Here is a 17,782-nt window from a genome sequence, read left to right as displayed (position 1 = left end):
AATTACTCTTTTCCGGTTAGATAATTAATAACTTCTGCAGCGGCATACAACCCGAATATGGCCGGAATGAAGCTGATTGTTCCATAAAATGAACGTTTAAAATTACTTCCATCCGTCATTTTCAAACTCTCTTCATCCTGTAATTCAGTAGAAAAAACACATCGGAAACCTTTGTCAATTTTCTGTTTTTTCAAACGTTTTCTCACTTGTCTTGCCAATAAACAGTTGTTGGTTTTATGAATATCACGCACCATAACTTTGCTTGGGTCAGATTTTCCGCCAGCGCCCATAGACGAAACAAGCTTGGTTTTACTTCTTCGGCACGCGATGATCAAAGCGATTTTTGGTGTTAAAGAATCGATGCAATCCAAAACGTAATCAAATTTTTCTGATTTGATAAGCGATTCCATCCTTTCCGGCTCCAGAAATTCATTGATCTTTGTCAGATCGAGTTTAGGATTAATGTCCATCAATCTGTCGCCAACCAATTCTACTTTGTGCTGACCAATTGTTGAATGAAGAGCAGGCAATTGCCGATTAATATTAGTAATATCAACAATGTCACCATCAACGATTATCATCTTTCCGATACCAGCTCTCGCTAAAAATTCTGCTGCGAAAGAGCCAACGCCTCCTAAACCAACTACCAAAACTTTTGCGTTCTGTAGTTTTTCTATGCCTTCTTCTTTTATCAATAATTCGGTGCGCTCCAGCCAAAATTTATCCATTGCTAACAATATTTTCCAGGTTTTCCCACATTTGGTTTTTTAAGTTTTCCAAAGAGATTGATTTGAGTTCCGACACTTTTTCATAAAGCTTAATAATCTCAAAATCAGAATCGTCTGTTTCCAAAAACAATCTTTGGATGGGAATAGTTTTAATTATATTTTGCAAAGATAAGTTTTCTAATGCTGCATATCCAAAACTCAGGTAAAAGCCGGCGTCCAAAAGTTCCAGAGCAATATTTTCTTTTTTATTGAAACCGTGGACAATCAAAGGGACTTTTGCATTTTTGAAATGTAAAAGCTGGGAAAATCGTCTGACGCAATGGATGATGATCGGCTTTTTGATTTCTTCTGCCCACGAAATATGAGCATGAAAAATTTGGTTTTGAAGATCTTCATCAACGTTAATTAATCCGTCCAATCCACATTCTCCAATCGCAAGACAGTCTTCGGAAAGAGAAATTGTTTTAATTTTATCAAAATCCAGTTTCCAGTTATGGGTAATATCTTTTGGATGAAGACCAACGGAGAACTTCCCAATCGGGGTCTCTCCGTTAAGACCAAGATTATAAATCCCGGTTTTACCACGTTGATGATGATGAAAATCCAAAAAATCCATAATCAAAGATAAGGAATTAAAGCATTTTTGTAAAGAAGAATGCTGCAGCCTGGCCTGATTGTGTTACCGATATTTCAGGTTGGAATAGATAATCTCATCTTCAAGGACGCAAGTGTAATCATCTTAAAAATGATTGTAAATTATCTGTTAATTATTCAAAAAATTTGTTAATTTTACATAAGATCTTTCACAAAAAATGAGGAAAAAATTTACAGAAAAACAAATCAACATTCTTGATGTTGCAGAAGAGTTAATTGCCAAAAAAGGCTTTGATGGGACTTCTGTACGGGATATTTGTACAAAGGCCAATATCAACGTGGCAATGATCTCATATTACTTCGGATCCAAAGAAAAGATGATGTCTTATCTTTACCAGTACCGTGTTCAGCGGACAAAAGAAAGTTTTTCTGAATTTGCGCAAACAATCAAAGAAGGCAAGCCGGAGATGCAGATGAAAGAAATTATTAATTATATTGTTTCCCTGCTTTTCAAATACAGTTATTTCCACGGTTTTGTAACTCAGGAAATCCGGACTTTGGAAAACGTGAAAGATGATCTTTTGGAATTTTATCAGATCTGTGTGACCAGGATAGATGATATCGTGAAAAAAGGAATCGTTTCCGGTGTTTTTCATAATGCACCAAAATCCGAAGATATTTTGACGATGATCATTGGCTCCACATTATTTGTGATAAGAAACAGGAATTTTTATGAACTCTATATTCCCGCAACTACAGATGCGCAATATATGAAAGAAGCGGAGCAAAAGCTGAGAGGCAGCATTCTGCTGAGTGTTTTTGCCCTTTTGGATTATGATACAGACTAAATATTTTTCAACTATAAAAGAAACAAATTTTTTTTAATCTTCAAATTCTAATAATTCTTTGTGCCTGTTGTGGTTTTAATTATAAAACTAACTTATTATTTTTGGGACAGTTTCAAAGCTTCGTTGATGTAAAACTCAACTTCTTTTGGACGGTTTTTAGAATCTTTCTCTGCGCCTTCTTTATTGCCCAGTCTTACGATGATCATATCATATTCCGGAACCACTATAACGTATTGCCCATAAAGTCCGCGGAGATAATAGTGGTGAATTTGGGAATCATAATTGGTCCAGACACCTAAGCCATAAACACCATTTGAATTTTCTGTTGGCGTGATCATTCTGTCAACAAAATTTTCGTCTATCAAGGGCATTCCTTCAAATTTTCCTCGGTTTAAAAGTAATGATCCGATTTTTGCAAAATCTCTTGCGTTGGATTGGATGCAGCAGAAAGATTTTTCAATGCCAAGATCATCCGTCGACCATTCTGCATTTTGCTCCATTCCGAGAGGTTTCCAGAGTTTTGCAGAGGCGTAGGAAGCAAGCGGCATTCCTGTTGCTCTGCCAATCGCAAATCCTAATAATTGATAGGCGCCACTCTGATATTCGAATTTTTCTCCGGGATTTTGTTTGAATTTATTCTGAAACACAACTTCAGCTAAAGAAAATCCATAGTAGGCAGATGCATTTGGCATAAATGGATTTTTATAATCTTCTTTCCAATCCAGTCCTGCTTCCATAGAAGCGAGATTAGCTAAAGTCAAATTGTTACCGAATTCTTTTTCGGAAAATTCCGGATAGAAGTCTGAGAATTTCTGGTTAATATTTGCGATTCTCCCGTCATCTATCATTTTTCCCAAAAGTAAAGCGGTTATTGTTTTTGCAATAGAGAAGGAATTGCTGGCAGTATTTTTCTTGTATCCATCCCAATAATGTTCCTGTAGAAGTTTCCCGTGTTGGATCACGAGAAAAGAAACAGACTCAGTTTCTTTCAGGTGTTTTACCAATTTCGGAGACAAAGTTATTTTATTGTAATTAATATCTTCCGGCCAGGGTTTTGAAATGCCTTTAGAAATGGTATGAGAAGAAAAATACTCTCCATCGTCTATTGTAGAACTACTTTCTCCTTTTAGATAGGTCAATCTTATTCCACGAAAAAGGTAATTGTAACCTGTAATATAGATCACAAGAATTACCGAGGCTAATATCAGCAGGATCGCTTTAATTACTTTTTGCATTGGAATAGGAGTTTAGTTACAAAAATATAGATTATGTAATCATGATAATGGGAAAAGATTATTTTTGTTAAAATTTTATTGATGAGAAAAATTTTACTGATTTTGATGTTCGGCATTTTCTCCTTTAATTCCGCTCAGAATTATAAACCGATTGATACAGCGGATTACCTAATGCGGAAAAATTTCCTGACCAGTTATATAAAAGACAGTGAGGCTTATAATAAAAAACAAAAGGAAAAATACGGTGGTAAAACAGGCAGAGATCTTTCAAATACTCTATCGGAATATCAAAAATATTTTCAGGACGAGGTTAAAAGTAAGAATTATGTTTTCAACACGCCATTCAATAAGTTTGTTGACCAGACTGTAAATCAGATTCTGAAAAGCAATTCACTCAACTTTCCAAATCTAAAGGTTTTGGTTGCAAAAGATAATGCTCCAAATGCATTCTGCCTGGGCGATGGGACTCTGGCTGTGAATATGGGACTTTTCAATTGGGTGGATAATCAGGATCAGCTGGCTTCGGTAATTTGTCACGAGTTGGGACATCTTTTTTTAGATCATACTATAAAAACTCAGCTAACGGATATGAAACTCGAGAAAAGCGGCAAAGACGAAGTGAAAAGTCTGGCCTTGACACCCAACAATAAGGGCGAAAAAGCCTATCAGGTTTATAAGAGAAAACTGTACAAATTCAGTGCACAGAAGAGACGCCACGAGAACGAGGCAGATTCTTTGGGCTATGTTTTTTTCAGCAAGTCTCAGTTTTCAAAGCCGGAATTTAAAAAAGCGTTGCAAGCTCTGAAGAAATTCGATACCATTTCTCCACGGGTTCTGAAAACCGAAATGTACAAACAGTTTTTCGATTTGCCGGATCATCCTTTTAAAGAAAAATGGCTGCAGAAGGAAGATTTTTCGACCTACGATTATTCTCATTACAAAGAAAGAATCGATCAGGATTCTGTATCTTCTCATCCGGAAATCGATCTTAGAATTAAATATCTGGACAAACAGTTTCCCGAACAGAATATTGTAAATAAAAATGAAGAACCTTCTGCAGAATTCAAAGATCTGGCGAAAATTGCAAAGCTGGAGATCCTTCCTAATTTCTATCAGTCAGAAGATTATGGTGCCGGAATTTATTCTGCCCTACAATTTTTGCAAAACGAAGATTCTGAAAAAGGTTATTATAAATACTGGCTCGGAAAGAACTTTGAAAAAATCTACGAGGCCAGGAAAAGCTATAAACTAAACCGTTATCTGGACAGAGTAGATCCTAAAAATCAAACCGAAAGTTATCAGCAATTTCTCAATTTTATGTGGAATCTGAGTTTGGATGACATCAAATATATTGCCGAATATTATAAAAAAAGTCTCTGATTTACAGAGACTTTTACTTTAGTAATTGAGTCGTTCTAAACGGATCTTATTGTACTTTTCTTTTTTATTGAATTCTCTAAGCAAGATGTAACCTTCTTTTCCAACATAAGGCAAAACCGTAAAATCGTCTTTGGCAGAAATCGGAACAATTTCCTGTTTAAAATTGCCGTCAATCAAAGTGTTGATGTAAAGATTCCAGTTTTTTTCTTTCGTAGCAGAATCTTTCACGTAATCTCTGTAGAAGAAAACCACGTCTTTCCCATCATTCAAATATTGCGAGAAAAGATAATCGGAGTTGGACCACTTTGATTTTTCTTTTTCAAAAATCTTAACGCCTTTTTTCTTGAAATCCTTATCTGTAAAGACGTACACAAGGTCTGTCGTCTTTGGCGCGCTGTATTCGCCTTCAGGTTTGTATTTTTCCAATATCATTCCCACGCTACCATCTTTTAAGAAAAATGCATCTCTCGGTTCCAGGAAATATCCGGATTCTACCATTCCGTTTTCCTTTATTTTTGGAATTTCTACAGTAAGATCTAGGTGATCAAGATCCTGGACGCTGGTCTCAAAAGATTTTTTGTCAATCAGCAATCTTGTGTAACCAATTTTTCTGAAATTATTAGTGATGTGATTCCCGAGCATGACAATTTTATCATCGATGATTTTATCATTATCAATATTACCGAAGCTGTACGAAAACAGGCTGGTAATGTAATCCAGAGTTTCATTGTTCAAAACATCTATCTTTTTCATACTCGTTTGTTCGCCGGTTTTTGTGTCAAGAACTAGCAGGAAATACTGTTTGTTTTTTTCTACAGTTTTTTTGACAAGGAAAAACAGATTCTTTTCATCTTTATCAATTAAAGAAATCTCTTCGCCTTGTTTCTTGTTTCCGGTTTCGTTGTATTTGTATCGCCAGACTTCCTTTTTGTTTTCATCAAATTTGATCAGACTGTTCTGATTAATGTAATTTCCGTAATCATTATATTCCACAGCAATGTAGCCGCCTTCTTTGATTTCCACCACATAAGAAATGTAATTGTAACCTTTTGTTTTTTTCTCCTCTTTGTTTTCTTTTTTGGCGCTTTTCCAGGATTTTTGCTCTGTTATTTCTTTGAAATTTCCATTGTCATAATCATAATAGATTTTTCTTTTGATAGAATTATCTTTCAGATCGATGATCATAGAAGAAGGCGTGAAAACTGTTTTATTTGTCACAAATTCCCGATCAAGACTGGAAGGTTTCAAAATAATGTTTCCTCGGAAATCCATATATCCGAAATAATCGCCGGCTGTGATGTCACCTTCGAATTCTTTATTGGCAATTGGATTCAGGTTTTTGTCGAGGATTACATATTCGAATTTCTTTGTTTTATCACTGCTTTTACCGTAAGAATACAGAGAAACGTAACCAAAAAGATTTTCTTTTTGATCAAATATCGCATTGAAACCAAGATATTCGCCTTTTGCCAGCGCATAAAGATCCTGAGATTGTGAAAATAGAATTGATGACAGGAAAATCGTCAACAGAATGGAAAGTTTTTTCATGGAATTGTTTTCTGCCACAAAACTAAAAAAATAAAAATTCCGTATCTAATTTATAGTATGATTTTCAACGCATCACCTGAAAATTTGGCTAAATTTGTTTGGAATGATTTTCGAATTTCCTGTATTATGAATGATGACTTAAAAAAACAACAGCTCCGGAACCACAAAATGCTTGCAACAGGATTGTTTATTCTGATGGCGATTACGTTTGTGGCGATGACTGTTCTGCAGAAACAAAATCATTCACATTGGATTGGTTATATACGTGCATTTTCAGAAGCGGCTATGGTTGGTGCTTTGGCAGATTGGTTTGCTGTGACTGCATTATTCAATTATCCTTTGGGGATTAAAATTCCACACACCAATTTGATTGAAAATAGTAAGGAGAAAATTGGCGACAATCTGGGAAATTTCGTTGTCGATAATTTTCTCTCGCCTCAGAATATTCGTCCTTATATTGCTAAACTAAAAGTTTCGGTTTACGCAGGCGACTGGCTTTCGAAAGGCAGAAATCAGAATCTTTTGATCAATGAATTGTCATCAATCCTTACTAATATTATTCAAAAACTGGATGACGAAACCGTGGTGAAATTCATTACGAATAAAGCTGAAGAAATGGCAGATTCAATCAAACTCAATTCTATCATCGGAAACGGAATCGAATATCTTTTAACAAAAAATGATCATCAGAGATTGATAACGGGACTCAGTTCTCAAATCAAAAACTATATTCTAGAAAATCAGCAAATTGTTTCTGAAAGAGTTGAAAAGGAGAGTTTCTTCTTCATTCCGAAATCTGTGGATTCAAAAATATCAGAGAAAATAACAAAAGGTTTGAGCGATTATTTTCGGGAAGTGGAAGAGAATTTAAAACATCCATTAAGAACGGAGATCACCAATAAAATTTTCGAATTTTCAAAAGAATTGAAAGAAGAGGCAAAATGGGAATCGGAATTTGATAATATTAAATCTGAATTTCTGCAAGGTGAAAAACTCAATCAATATTCCAATGATATCTGGCAATCTTTGAAATCATCTTTAATGCAAGAATTATCGGAACCAGACTCCAGGCTAAAATATTACATCAAAAAAAACCTGGACGAGTTTGTTTTCAATCTTCAAAATGATGAGCAATTCCAAAATAGAATTGATAGTTGGGTCCGATTAACAGCTTACAAATACATTCTGAAAAACACCAAAGGTTTCGGAGAATTAATCAGTACAACCGTTGGGAATTGGGAAGGAAAAGAACTTAGCCGAAAGCTGGAACTGGAAGTCGGGAAAGACCTTCAGTTTATCCGGATCAACGGAACTATTGTTGGCGGTTTGGTTGGTTTGATTATCTATACTGTTGCGAATTTTATATAAATAAAGCCTCCAAATCCGGAGGCTTTCAAATTTTATTTCTGTTCAAGAATTTTCTCGATAATTTTATGAGTAATCATATAAGTTGGTTTCACACCAGTCAATCCAAGTCCACCGGAAGATAGTGTACTTCCCGTTTCCAAAGGATTATCCGAAGCGTAATAAGCATACATTACAAACAAATCCGGAGAAATATGATGGCGGATTTTGCTCGCTACCTGGATTGCTTTTTGATAATGCGCACCTTCCATTTCCAGTCCGATGGCTTTCCAGGAAGTTGTCATAAAGTATGACAAAATATCCTTGTTTTGCAGCGATGTACCCAAAACGGTAACCATTGGTCCTTCAAAAGCTTTGATCTCATCGTCTTGAAAATCATCCAATTTCAAAGCGTTTTCGAAAGTGTAGTTATCTGCCGTTCCTTCAAAGATGTGAGACGTTGGAATCATAATGTCGCCTTTTCCGCCAGTCAAGATTCCGGCTTTTCCCATAATGGAAACCGATTTTACTTTCATCATATAAACTTCGCCATTGACTTCGTAAGGTCTTAATAATTCGTCCATTACTTCAAAAGCTTGTTCTCCGAAAGCATAATCGAAAACCAAAATAACGTCTTCTCCTTTATATTTTTGTCCTGCGAAAACCGAATTCTTAAGTTCAGTCTTAGCAAGGTCGATGATCTGAACGTCAATGTTACTTCCACTGTGGTCATCAATGTAGATCATTCCTTCTTTCAAGGCGTGATCCAGAACTTTGGTTTGAAGATCTTTTTTATTACTGATGTCGGCGAATAATTTATAATCAACTTCTTTAGTGCCTTTTTTGCTTAGTGCATCATTTGCGAATAACATATTTTTCACAGAGTGCATATTAGCACTGATGATGTGAAGCGGACGCATATGAAGGTTGTTTTCTACCAAAATCTGCTTGATCTTATTCGCCCATTTCTCTCCGAAAAGGTGATGGCCAACTCTTTCTTGCAGGATTGATGAAAAATAGATTTCACGTTCGCTGATTTCTTTCCAATCGGTCAAACTTACTTGTCCAAGCCAATAGATAATTTTGAACAAACGGTCAGGGTTGTTGTCATCACCGAAGCTGTTATAAGCATTCAACGTTTCATCAAACGTTCTTCCCAAGAAAGAAGAAAGATGGATCAATGCCACTTCTTTTTCTTTTCGGCTGTGTTTTTTCTCGCCTTTCGCAACTTCTTCGATGATTTTCCAGATGCGTCTTGGACGGCCATCTTCGCTCAGATCAAAACCGATGTTTCTGATTTTGTCAGCTTCGAGATATAAGAATGTAAGGTGAGTCAGGATATCGTAAATTTCGGAACGACCAAGTAGAACTTCGATGTTCATCTGGTGTTCATCTATTCTGTAGCAATTTCTACGTCTTTTCTTAGGGACGATTGGTTCAAAACTACCTTTGTCAAAACCTTCGTCTGAAGTCAGGTGGATGAAAGAACATTCCTCGATGCCTTCCGGAAGACGGTCAAGAACATAAAGTAAACCGTCCAGTTCTATCTTATTAGGAATGCTCATACTTCCATAGATTTCAGGATTGATGACCATTAAGAGTTTTCTTAATGACTCGCCCGAAACACCTGAAGGTTTGAAAAATCCTCTGTAAAATAAATGTCTCATAGACACATATAATCTTTCGATAGCTTCTGTGGTTTCTCTTGCTCTTGAATTTGCCATATATTAAAATTTTTATAAAAGTCTGCGAAGATACAAAATTTTAATTAAATGATTAATTTATTGATAATCAATTTGTTAATTATTTGTTTTGAAATTCATAATCGATTTTAAAATTAAACTTTCTCCTTAATACGGAAAAATAATTTTCAGAATAAATTTTATTCATATTTCAATAACAATTTTAAAATATGAAGTTTTTGAATAATGAATTTGATTAGCCTGTTTGTTTTAGGGGTTGTTCAAATATTTAAAATTATTTTTAACAAATCTGATTGCAATTTTATAGGGGTAATTTAATTTTGATTTATATTTTTTGTAAATTTGCCCCGTTTAAAACAACAAAATTTTATGTCAACATTAAGATTTAAAGCCTTAGCCGAGCTTCCTTTCAGAAATTACAGAAAAGATAATTTCGTAGAAGTTCCTGCAAAACTATCCGAATTGTTTTGTCAAAACGTATTCTCTGAAGAAACAATGAGAGAATATCTTACTAAAGATGCTTTCCAGCTACTAATGGAAGCGTCTAAAAAAGGAACAAAAATCCAAAGACACATCGCTGATCAGGTTGCTGTTGCAATGAAAGACTGGGCGTTATCAAAAGGTGTAACACATTACACGCACTGGTTTCAGCCTTTGACAGGAGCAACTGCAGAGAAACACGATTCTTTCTTCACTCCCATTGAAGGTGGAAGAGCAATCGAGAGATTCAGTGGCGGAATGTTGATCCAGCAGGAGCCAGATGCTTCTTCTTTCCCGAATGGCGGAATCAGAAATACTTTTGAAGCGAGAGGTTATACTGCTTGGGATCCGACTTCTCCGGCTTTCATTATGGGAACTACATTGTGTATTCCTTCAATCTTTATTTCTTACACTGGTGAGACTTTAGATTATAAAACACCACTTTTAAGAGCATTGAACGCTGTAGACGAAGCTGCTACGGACGTAATGAAGTCTTACTTTGATAAAAATGTTTCAAAAGTTTCTCCTACTCTTGGTTGGGAACAGGAATATTTCCTGGTAGATACAGCTTTGTTTCAATCAAGACCGGATTTGGTTTTGACAGGTAAAACTTTGCTTGGACATTCTCCTGCAAAAGGACAACAGCTGGATGACCATTATTTCGGTTCTATTCCTACAAGAGTTATGAACTTTATGAAGGAATTGGAAATCGAATGTATGAAGTTGGGAATTCCTGTAACAACAAGACATAATGAGGTTGCTCCAAATCAATTCGAGTTGGCGCCAATGTTTGAAGAAGCGAATGTTGCGGTTGACCACAACTCATTATTGATGGATATTATGGCGAGAATTGCTCACAAACACCATTTCCATATCTTATTTCACGAAAAACCATTTGCCGGTGTTAACGGAAGTGGAAAACATAATAACTGGTCTCTTGGAACAGACACAGGAGAAAATCTTTTGAGTCCGGGAAAAAATCCAAAGAAAAACCTTCAATTCCTGACTTTCTTTGTGAATACTTTGAAAGCAGTTCACGATTATGCGGATCTATTAAGAGCATCAATTGCATCTGCAAGCAATGATCACAGATTAGGAGCTAATGAAGCACCACCAGCAATTATTTCTGCATTTATCGGAAGTCAGTTGTTCAGAGTTCTTGAGGAATTGGAAAAAGTAACGGACGGAAAATTATCTCCGGAAGAAAAACAGAATTGAAACTGAATGTTGTAGGAAAAATCCCTGAGATCCTTTTGGATAATACCGACAGAAACAGAACGTCTCCTTTTGCCTTCACAGGAAACAAATTTGAGATCAGAGCGGTTGGTTCTTCTGCAAACTGTGCGGAAGTAATGACGGTAATGAATGTGATCGCTGCAAAACAATTGAGAACTTTTAAAACTGAAGTTGATGCTTTGATCGAGACTGGTCTTAAAAAAGATGAGGCAATTTTCAATATCCTTAGAGAATATATCAAGCAGTCTAAGAACATTATGTTCGAAGGTGACGGGTATTCTGACGATTGGGCAAAAGAAGCTAAGAAAAGAGGTTTGAACAATCTAAAAACGACGCCTGAAGCGCTTAAAAAAGAATTAGATAAAAAATTCGTTGACCTTTACGAAGAATTGGGAATCTATTCTCACAGGGAGTTCGAAGCTAGAAATGAGATCAAGTTGGAGAAATATTCCACAGTGATCGACATCGAAGCCAGAGTTTTGGCAGACATTGCAAGAAATCACATTATTCCAGCTGCATTGAATTATCAAAACAGATTGATTGAGAATGTTAAAGGTTTGAAAGAAATCTTCAGCGAGAAAGAATTCAAGACTTTGGCAAAAGAACAATTGAGTCTTATTTCTGATATTTCAGGCAATGTTTCAATTATTAAATTAGGTGTCGATGAACTATTAACAGCGAAAGAAAAAGCTAAAAATACATCAGGAAGCCAGAAACAGGCGGAGGAATATTGCAACAAGGTGAAGCCTTTATTTGACAATATCAGAGACGCTTCTGACGCTTTGGAAATGATGGTTGATGATGAGCTTTGGCCAATGACAAAGTATAGAGAATTGTTATTTACGAGATAGACAAACTCGAAAACGTTAAAAAATCTTAACTAAAAATAAAACCGCAAAGTCTAAATAAAGGCTTTGCGGTTTGTTTTTCTTTAACATTCTACCTGAGATTGTTAAAATATGTTAAACTGGAGAGTGTCCTGTTTGAATTGGGAGACCCTTCCAAGAGTAATGGCTAAATTTGCTATGCAATCACAAAAAACCTACTCAAGTTTAACAAATAATTAAATATATATGAAGAAAAGAGTTCTAGTTTATTTCTTATTTGTCGCCACATTTTTTTCACTGCAATCTTGCGTTTCCAACTATGTGGTTTCTAACAATCAAACATACAAAACTGATGCCAAATTTGCATCTTTGGATGTAAAAGCAGTATCAAAAAAATCTGATAATCAAGGACAACAGGTTTTAGCTTCTATTGCGAACACAAACGACTACATCAAAAGATCTGCGATAGAAAACGCAATCATCCACAGCAACACGATCGATAATATCTTATCCGAAGCTGAAAGTTACTTAGGGACACCTTATAGGTTCGGAGGAACTTCCAGAAGCGGAATAGACTGTTCAGCATTTGTATTGTCTGTGTTTGGAGCAGCAGCAGGGATGGATCTTCCAAGAGTCGCAGCAGAGCAATCACAAGAAGGTGATTCTGTAGAAAGAAACGAATTACAAAAAGGTGACTTGGTTTTCTTCTCTCACAGAGGAAGCAGAATTTCACACGTTGGGATTGTAGAAGAAGTGACAGCTGATGGGCAAGTTAAATTTATCCACGCTGCAACATCGAAAGGCGTGATGGTTTCATCTCTTGATGATAACTATTGGGGACCAAAATTCAGATTCGCAAAGCGAATTGTCAGAGAGAACAGATTAACTGTATTAAATAATTAGAGAGACTGAAAATATTCAGAAAAAACCTCAGAATTCATTTCTGAGGTTTTTATTTTTAATAGAGTAATATTTTTTGTGAGCTTAATCCTGCTTCGGCTGTATTTTTTGTCATTGAGAACGAGGCAAGGCATTAATACAAATTTTCCACAATAATAAAATGAATGCCGCTTCAAAAGGGAAGCAATTTTGCCAGTCTGAGGCTCTCGAAGACATTAAAATTACAAATTATTCAATAATAAGCCCTTCAATTTTCAACATGATATCCTGCGTTTTTAATTTCTTAATCACGGCATTCAATTCAGGAAACTCATCAGAAATCTCTTTCCAGCTTTGACTCAGTTCAAAAATATTATCAATTCCCTGGAAAAGACTTGCTAAAAAATGAGGTTTTCTCTGGATCAATCCTCGGAATCCATAAGCGCCCAAAACTTGCAGAAAACGAATCATCTTCATCCAGTTGAAAGATTTCTTGAGGGTTTCTTTGTTCGACTCATTTCCCCAAAAAGATAGATAATATTCCAGCATTTCTTCTTTGAAATGAGTAGGAAAGTTCGCTTTTGCCTGATAAAGAAATGAGATCACGTCATAAGCAGCCGGACCTTCCATCGCAGATTGGTAATCGATAAAAAAAACATCATCGTTCTCATTCACCAAAATATTTCTGGACTGGAAATCCCGAATCATTAAGACTTTTGGCTCAAGCTGCTGAATAATTCCCGATATTTTCCTGAATTCTTTTAACAAAGTCGATTTATGATATTCAATTTCAAGAACATCAACCAAAAAATTCTTGAAATAATACAAATCGTGCATTATCGGAAGATCATCATAGCTTTCGTATTCAAAACTATTACTGAAATCGACGACGCCCAAAGTTTTATTCTGAAGTTTAAAAAGTGCTTTCAGGCTTTTCTTTACCAAATCTCTAACACGTTCGGATAAGTCTTCCCCCGAAATAATTTCTGACAAAGTTTTATCGCCAAGAAATTCTTGTACATAAAGATCTTTCTCTTCATTAATCAATAAAACTTTTGGCGTATTCAGATCCAAACTATCAAACAAATTTGAAAAATAGAAAAATGCTTCGTTCTCACGGATGTTCTCGTTGTACGTAACAACATATTTTTTTCCTTTGGAAGAAGCAATATAATTAATCCTCGAAGATCCACTCTGCGGAAGTGTAATAAAAGAATCGGCTTTGTTTCCTGAAAAATCCTCGAAAAATTCCTGATGATGCTGCATATTACAAAGTTAATTAATAATAGAATTTGAAACACGAAAAATTGTATTTTTACACTATGAAAGATTTTCTGCCGGTTCTGAAGATTTTGTTGCGATTTGTCGTCATCTATATCGTTTTTGTGCTGCTTTATCAGTTATATCTTAATAATTACGAAAATGATGTCGTCGATCCGTTCACGAGATGGGTTGCAAACCAGGTTGGCTATTTACAAAGTATTTTTGGTTTTCCGACAGTTTTGGTTGATAATCTCAAGCTTCACAGTGTCCTGTTCCAAACATCAGGAAAATACACAACACGAATGGTAGAGGGCTGCAACGTGATTTCTGTTGCGATTCTTTTTGCGGCTTTTATTTTTGCTTTTTATAAAGGTGCTAAAACTTTTTTATACGTCTTCGCAGGTTTGATAATCCTTCATATCCTTAATGTTTTAAGAATTACCTTACTTAATATCATTCTTATAAAATATCCTCAATACGAAAAAATTGGTCACGATTATATTTTCCCGGCAATCATTTACGGAGGAGTGATCGTGCTTTGGCTGGTTTGGATCCAGTTTTTTGCGCTTAAAAAGAAAGAAAATACGTAAGCTAATTTGAATTAAAATTAAATAAGCATAAAAAGACGAAATTCAATTGATTTTCGTCTTTTGTTTTTTCCGGCAAAATTTTCCAGGTAAAACAGACAGTAGTTATTTTTTATTTTGTAATTTTATCGCCTAACACACACATTGACAATGAAAAATAAATTTATCATCCCAATAACCGTTTTCAATAATTCCTTTTTGAATCAAGCGGATCCAAGAACTTTACGATTCTTTTTTTAAAAATTTCAACCTTTTTGAATGATTATTGATTTTGTGCTTTAACTGTAAAGTTAAAGTTGTCACGAAATTATTTTTTTTCACGATTAAATTTTTATAAAAGATGATTGTTTTTATCACGATTTTGCAATGCTCTAATAATTTGAGAAATGCTTAGGTATTTTTTTGTTTTATTAGGCATTCTAGGATTGATTGGAATCAGGGTATTAGAAGACATGGTTTTTTATGATCCTTTCCTGATGTTCTTCAAATCTGCAGACCATAGTGCCATTTTCCCGGATTTTCATTGGGGGAAGTTAATTTTCTCTTATCTTTTTAGATTTGGGCTTAATGCCTTCTTTTCACTATGGATTATTCATTTTCTTTTCCAGAATAGAGAATGGACGAAGCAGGCTTTTGTTCTTATTGTCTTAATTTTTGTAATTATTTTCCCGATCTATCTGTTCTGTATCTATGACAAATTCCAGTTTGGATACTTGTTTTCCTTCTATATCAGGAGGTTTGTTATCCAACCACTGACGCTTTTGCTGATTGTTCCCATTTTTTATTATCGAAATAGAATTAAAGATTAGTTTTTTACGTTAAAAAAATTATATTTGTATTAGTTTTTTGGTTTATTATTTTAACTTCAAACTAACACACAAATCGATGAAAAAAATAATTTTAATCCTTATATGCTCTATAGGAGCGTATAAGGGGCAAGTCGGAATTGGCACATCAATGCCAGATCCTGCGGCCATGTTACATCTTGAAAGCACAAACAAAGGCTTTTTAATGACAAGAGTTGCACTTAACTCTATTACGGATAATGTCACGGTCCCATCTCCACCCACGGGATTATTAGTCTGGAATAACGGATCCGGAAGTCTGGCCACTAAAGGATTTTTTTATTGGAATGATAACAAGTGGAATTTCATCAGCAATTCCTCAATATCACTTTCAGATGCCTGGAAAACAACAGGAGATAATGTTGGTAATTTCGCAGGCTCGGCCACTAATTTATCTATAGGAACATCATCCAGTGATGATTTTGTTATCAAAACCAACAATAAAATAACACAACGTCTGAGTACAAATGGAGCCATTAATATCGGAGAAAATTCCAGTGCGGCCTACCAGGCGCTAGCCGTAGGAATGGGTTCCCAATCTTCCGGTAATGAAGCAACTTCGATTGGAATAAACTCTAAGGCAGTTAGTTACAGGTCGCTTGCCGTGGGAGTTAATGCTCAGGCGAATGCTAATGAAGCCAGTTCATTGGGTAATTTTGCTAATGCTGCCGGCTACCAGTCTGTTGCAGTCGGGAATAATGCCAAGACCAATTCTAATGGAGAAACGGCTTTGGGTCTGAATACAGTCACCAACGGGCAGAACTCTACAGCTTTGGGATCTGGCGCATCGGCTACCGGACAAAATTCTACTGCTGTGGGCTATCAGGCGACAACTTCTCAGGCAAATGCAATTATTTTGGGTAATGCCAATGCCAATGTAGGAATAGGGACAAGTACGCCGAATGTCACTGCAAAGTTAGATGTCAATGGAACTTTCAAATTAGGTCAAAACGGAGTGGTGCAGAAAAAACAAACCCTCTTTAATACATCAGCTAACTTTTCTCTGATAAATATTCCCAATGGCAAAACCGAATATATAGATGTTCCAATTCCTCCTGCATATCAGCCAGGTTCTACAGATTCTGTTGTATATGTTGCGCCGGATAGCAGTTTTGATGCAAATTTCAGTGTGATATCTTCAAAGCTGCTCAATGTCAGCACGATCAGAATTTACATGATGAACGTTGGAGCCAGTGCGAATTCTTTATTTACCGGAAAATTTCAGGTGATGATCCTTGAGTATTAAGATTTCAAGTTAAATCAACCGAAGGCTTTTGAATTAATTCTCTACCGTATGCTTATCCGGCTGAGAAATATTTTCGCCGTTCCATTCTACTTTTTTCGCAAATTCAAATTGGCGGACAGGACAGTTTTTTATTTGGCAGATTGGGCAGGAAGTGGGTTTGCAATCGTCCATATGAAAATTAAATTCAACACTTCTATCGGTATTTTCTGCAATCTCTTTGATCATTTCTTCCATTTCATTGTGCGCTGTCCTCAGTTCAAAATACCAAGGCAAAGTGATGTGCGCATCAATATGAAGGCGGCTTCCAAATTGCTGGATTTTCATATTATGAACATCAATCCATTCCGCTTTTCGGTTTTCATTAAGGAATTCGGCTAATCTTCCCAACATTGCAGGGTCAGCTTCATCCATTATCCCGCTGAGAGATTGGCGGATGATTTTGTAACCAATTGTAATAATGTAAAACCCTAAAGTCAAAGCCACAGCAGAATCTATCCAGACCAGCTTCGTAAAATAAACCAAAACCAAACTGACAACCACACCCAAAGTCGAAAAAGTATCGGACTGCAGATGTTTTCCGGAAGAAATCAATACGATAGAATTTTCCGCTTTTCCTTTCCGTATAGAAATATATCCCAAGACATAATTGGCAATAGCAGTTGCCGCAATGATCCAGATTCCCCAATCTATTTTATTAAGAATTTTTCCTGAGATCAAACTATTGGTGCCTTCATAAATAATCATTATTCCTGCAATGCTGATGAGAGAGCCTTCGATAGCCGAGGTTACAAATTCCACTTTTCCGTGGCCGTAAGGATGATTCTCATCGCGGGGTTTTCCGCCAAGATATAAGGCGTAAAGACCAAGAAAAGCACTGATGATATTCACAATGCTTTCCATCGCATCGGAAAAAACCGAGTCGGAATTCGTCAGTTTCCACGCGGTTATTTTACCGATAAAAAGGATAATGCCAACAGCCGCGATCCATTTCTGAAATGCAATACTGGAGTTTTGTTCTTTGCTTTTTTCCATTGCTAAA

14 protein-coding genes and 1 pseudogene are annotated in these 17,782 nt (G+C 35.9%); 8 read left to right on the top strand and 7 right to left on the bottom strand.

Features of this window, described 5'->3' with window-relative positions; translation table 11 throughout:
* Positions 1–2: 2 nt before the first annotated feature.
* Positions 3–728 carry a ThiF family adenylyltransferase gene (locus ACFJGY_RS01235; protein WP_379967118.1) on the bottom strand — a complete coding sequence of 242 codons (726 nt, stop codon included), beginning with the start codon at positions 726–728 and terminating at the stop codon, positions 3–5.
* Positions 721–1,344, bottom strand: a complete 624-nt coding sequence (locus tag ACFJGY_RS01230; protein WP_379967115.1) for a TatD family hydrolase — start codon at positions 1,342–1,344, stop codon at positions 721–723. Before ACFJGY_RS01230 ends, ACFJGY_RS01235 begins: the two co-directional genes overlap by 8 nt.
* Before the next feature lie 196 nt (positions 1,345–1,540).
* On the opposite strand from ACFJGY_RS01230, the gene ACFJGY_RS01225 reads away from it, so the two are divergent.
* Positions 1,541–2,170 (top strand): TetR/AcrR family transcriptional regulator, encoded by a 630-nt coding sequence (locus tag ACFJGY_RS01225; protein WP_379967112.1) that lies wholly within the window; start codon positions 1,541–1,543, stop codon positions 2,168–2,170.
* A 95-nt stretch (positions 2,171–2,265) separates the two neighbouring features.
* On the opposite strand, the gene ACFJGY_RS01220 is transcribed toward ACFJGY_RS01225, so the two are convergent.
* Positions 2,266–3,405 carry a serine hydrolase domain-containing protein gene (locus ACFJGY_RS01220; RefSeq protein ID WP_379967109.1) on the bottom strand — a complete coding sequence of 380 codons (1,140 nt, stop codon included), beginning with the start codon at positions 3,403–3,405 and terminating at the stop codon, positions 2,266–2,268.
* A gap of 81 nt (positions 3,406–3,486) precedes the next feature.
* On the opposite strand from ACFJGY_RS01220, the gene ACFJGY_RS01215 reads away from it, so the two are divergent.
* Positions 3,487–4,785, top strand: coding sequence for a M48 family metalloprotease (locus ACFJGY_RS01215; protein WP_379967106.1), 1,299 nt, complete (start codon positions 3,487–3,489; stop codon positions 4,783–4,785).
* Positions 4,786–4,803: 18 nt separating this feature from the next.
* On the opposite strand, the gene ACFJGY_RS01210 is transcribed toward ACFJGY_RS01215, so the two are convergent.
* On the bottom strand, positions 4,804–6,333 hold the full coding sequence (locus ACFJGY_RS01210) for a hypothetical protein (protein WP_379967103.1): 1,530 nt from the start codon (positions 6,331–6,333) through the stop codon (positions 4,804–4,806).
* Between the two features lie 126 nt (positions 6,334–6,459).
* Here ACFJGY_RS01210 and ACFJGY_RS01205 point away from each other — a divergent pair, with 126 nt between their 5' ends.
* Entirely contained in the window at positions 6,460–7,701 is a 1,242-nt protein-coding gene (locus ACFJGY_RS01205) for a DUF445 domain-containing protein (RefSeq protein WP_379967100.1), read from the top strand.
* Between the two features lie 32 nt (positions 7,702–7,733).
* On the opposite strand, the gene ACFJGY_RS01200 is transcribed toward ACFJGY_RS01205, so the two are convergent.
* Complete coding sequence (locus ACFJGY_RS01200; RefSeq protein WP_379967097.1) at positions 7,734–9,401, bottom strand: DUF6909 family protein; 1,668 nt, start codon at positions 9,399–9,401, stop codon at positions 7,734–7,736.
* A gap of 348 nt (positions 9,402–9,749) precedes the next feature.
* Between ACFJGY_RS01200 and ACFJGY_RS01195 the strand changes: the two are divergent.
* Positions 9,750–11,947, top strand: a pseudogene (locus ACFJGY_RS01195) (glutamine synthetase III).
* Between the two features lie 222 nt (positions 11,948–12,169).
* The gene (locus ACFJGY_RS01190) at positions 12,170–12,826 is read left to right on the top strand and encodes a C40 family peptidase (protein WP_379967094.1); all 657 of its coding nucleotides are present in this window, start codon (positions 12,170–12,172) and stop codon (positions 12,824–12,826) included.
* A gap of 225 nt (positions 12,827–13,051) precedes the next feature.
* Here ACFJGY_RS01190 and ACFJGY_RS01185 read toward each other — a convergent pair whose 3' ends face one another.
* Complete coding sequence (locus ACFJGY_RS01185) at positions 13,052–14,068, bottom strand: aminoglycoside phosphotransferase family protein (RefSeq protein WP_379967091.1); 1,017 nt, start codon at positions 14,066–14,068, stop codon at positions 13,052–13,054.
* Between the two features lie 56 nt (positions 14,069–14,124).
* Here ACFJGY_RS01185 and xrtF point away from each other — a divergent pair, with 56 nt between their 5' ends.
* From xrtF to ACFJGY_RS01170, 3 genes are all read left to right on the top strand, one after another.
* Entirely contained in the window at positions 14,125–14,655 is a 531-nt protein-coding gene (gene xrtF, locus ACFJGY_RS01180; protein WP_379967088.1) for an exosortase family protein XrtF, read from the top strand.
* A 383-nt stretch (positions 14,656–15,038) separates the two neighbouring features.
* A complete protein-coding gene (locus ACFJGY_RS01175; RefSeq protein WP_379967085.1) occupies positions 15,039–15,461 on the top strand; it encodes an exosortase F system-associated protein in 423 nt (140 codons plus the stop codon).
* A 76-nt stretch (positions 15,462–15,537) separates the two neighbouring features.
* Positions 15,538–16,743 (top strand): hypothetical protein, encoded by a 1,206-nt coding sequence (locus ACFJGY_RS01170; protein WP_379967082.1) that lies wholly within the window; start codon positions 15,538–15,540, stop codon positions 16,741–16,743.
* 33 nt (positions 16,744–16,776) lie between these two features.
* Here ACFJGY_RS01170 and ACFJGY_RS01165 read toward each other — a convergent pair whose 3' ends face one another.
* Positions 16,777–17,775 carry a cation diffusion facilitator family transporter gene (locus ACFJGY_RS01165; RefSeq protein ID WP_379967079.1) on the bottom strand — a complete coding sequence of 333 codons (999 nt, stop codon included), beginning with the start codon at positions 17,773–17,775 and terminating at the stop codon, positions 16,777–16,779.
* Between the last annotated feature and the right edge of the window lie 7 nt (positions 17,776–17,782).

Source organism: Epilithonimonas sp. UC225_85, from assembly GCF_042695135.1.
Lineage (GTDB): Bacteria > Bacteroidota > Bacteroidia > Flavobacteriales > Weeksellaceae > Epilithonimonas.
The sequence above is the reverse complement of the archived record's forward strand: the minus strand, read 5'-3'. Positions and strand labels throughout refer to the sequence as shown.

Coding starts and splice junctions, on each gene's coding strand:
- ACFJGY_RS01235 (WP_379967118.1), bottom strand. CDS start 728: ATGGATAAATTTTGGCTGGAGCGCACCGAATTATTGATAAAAGAAGAA.
- ACFJGY_RS01230 (WP_379967115.1), bottom strand. CDS start 1,344: ATGGATTTTTTGGATTTTCATCATCATCAACGTGGTAAAACCGGGATT.
- ACFJGY_RS01225 (WP_379967112.1), top strand. CDS start 1,541: ATGAGGAAAAAATTTACAGAAAAACAAATCAACATTCTTGATGTTGCA.
- ACFJGY_RS01220 (WP_379967109.1), bottom strand. CDS start 3,405: ATGCAAAAAGTAATTAAAGCGATCCTGCTGATATTAGCCTCGGTAATT.
- ACFJGY_RS01215 (WP_379967106.1), top strand. CDS start 3,487: ATGAGAAAAATTTTACTGATTTTGATGTTCGGCATTTTCTCCTTTAAT.
- ACFJGY_RS01210 (WP_379967103.1), bottom strand. CDS start 6,333: ATGAAAAAACTTTCCATTCTGTTGACGATTTTCCTGTCATCAATTCTA.
- ACFJGY_RS01205 (WP_379967100.1), top strand. CDS start 6,460: ATGAATGATGACTTAAAAAAACAACAGCTCCGGAACCACAAAATGCTT.
- ACFJGY_RS01200 (WP_379967097.1), bottom strand. CDS start 9,401: ATGGCAAATTCAAGAGCAAGAGAAACCACAGAAGCTATCGAAAGATTA.
- ACFJGY_RS01190 (WP_379967094.1), top strand. CDS start 12,170: ATGAAGAAAAGAGTTCTAGTTTATTTCTTATTTGTCGCCACATTTTTT.
- ACFJGY_RS01185 (WP_379967091.1), bottom strand. CDS start 14,068: ATGCAGCATCATCAGGAATTTTTCGAGGATTTTTCAGGAAACAAAGCC.
- xrtF (WP_379967088.1), top strand. CDS start 14,125: ATGAAAGATTTTCTGCCGGTTCTGAAGATTTTGTTGCGATTTGTCGTC.
- ACFJGY_RS01175 (WP_379967085.1), top strand. CDS start 15,039: ATGCTTAGGTATTTTTTTGTTTTATTAGGCATTCTAGGATTGATTGGA.
- ACFJGY_RS01170 (WP_379967082.1), top strand. CDS start 15,538: ATGAAAAAAATAATTTTAATCCTTATATGCTCTATAGGAGCGTATAAG.
- ACFJGY_RS01165 (WP_379967079.1), bottom strand. CDS start 17,775: ATGGAAAAAAGCAAAGAACAAAACTCCAGTATTGCATTTCAGAAATGG.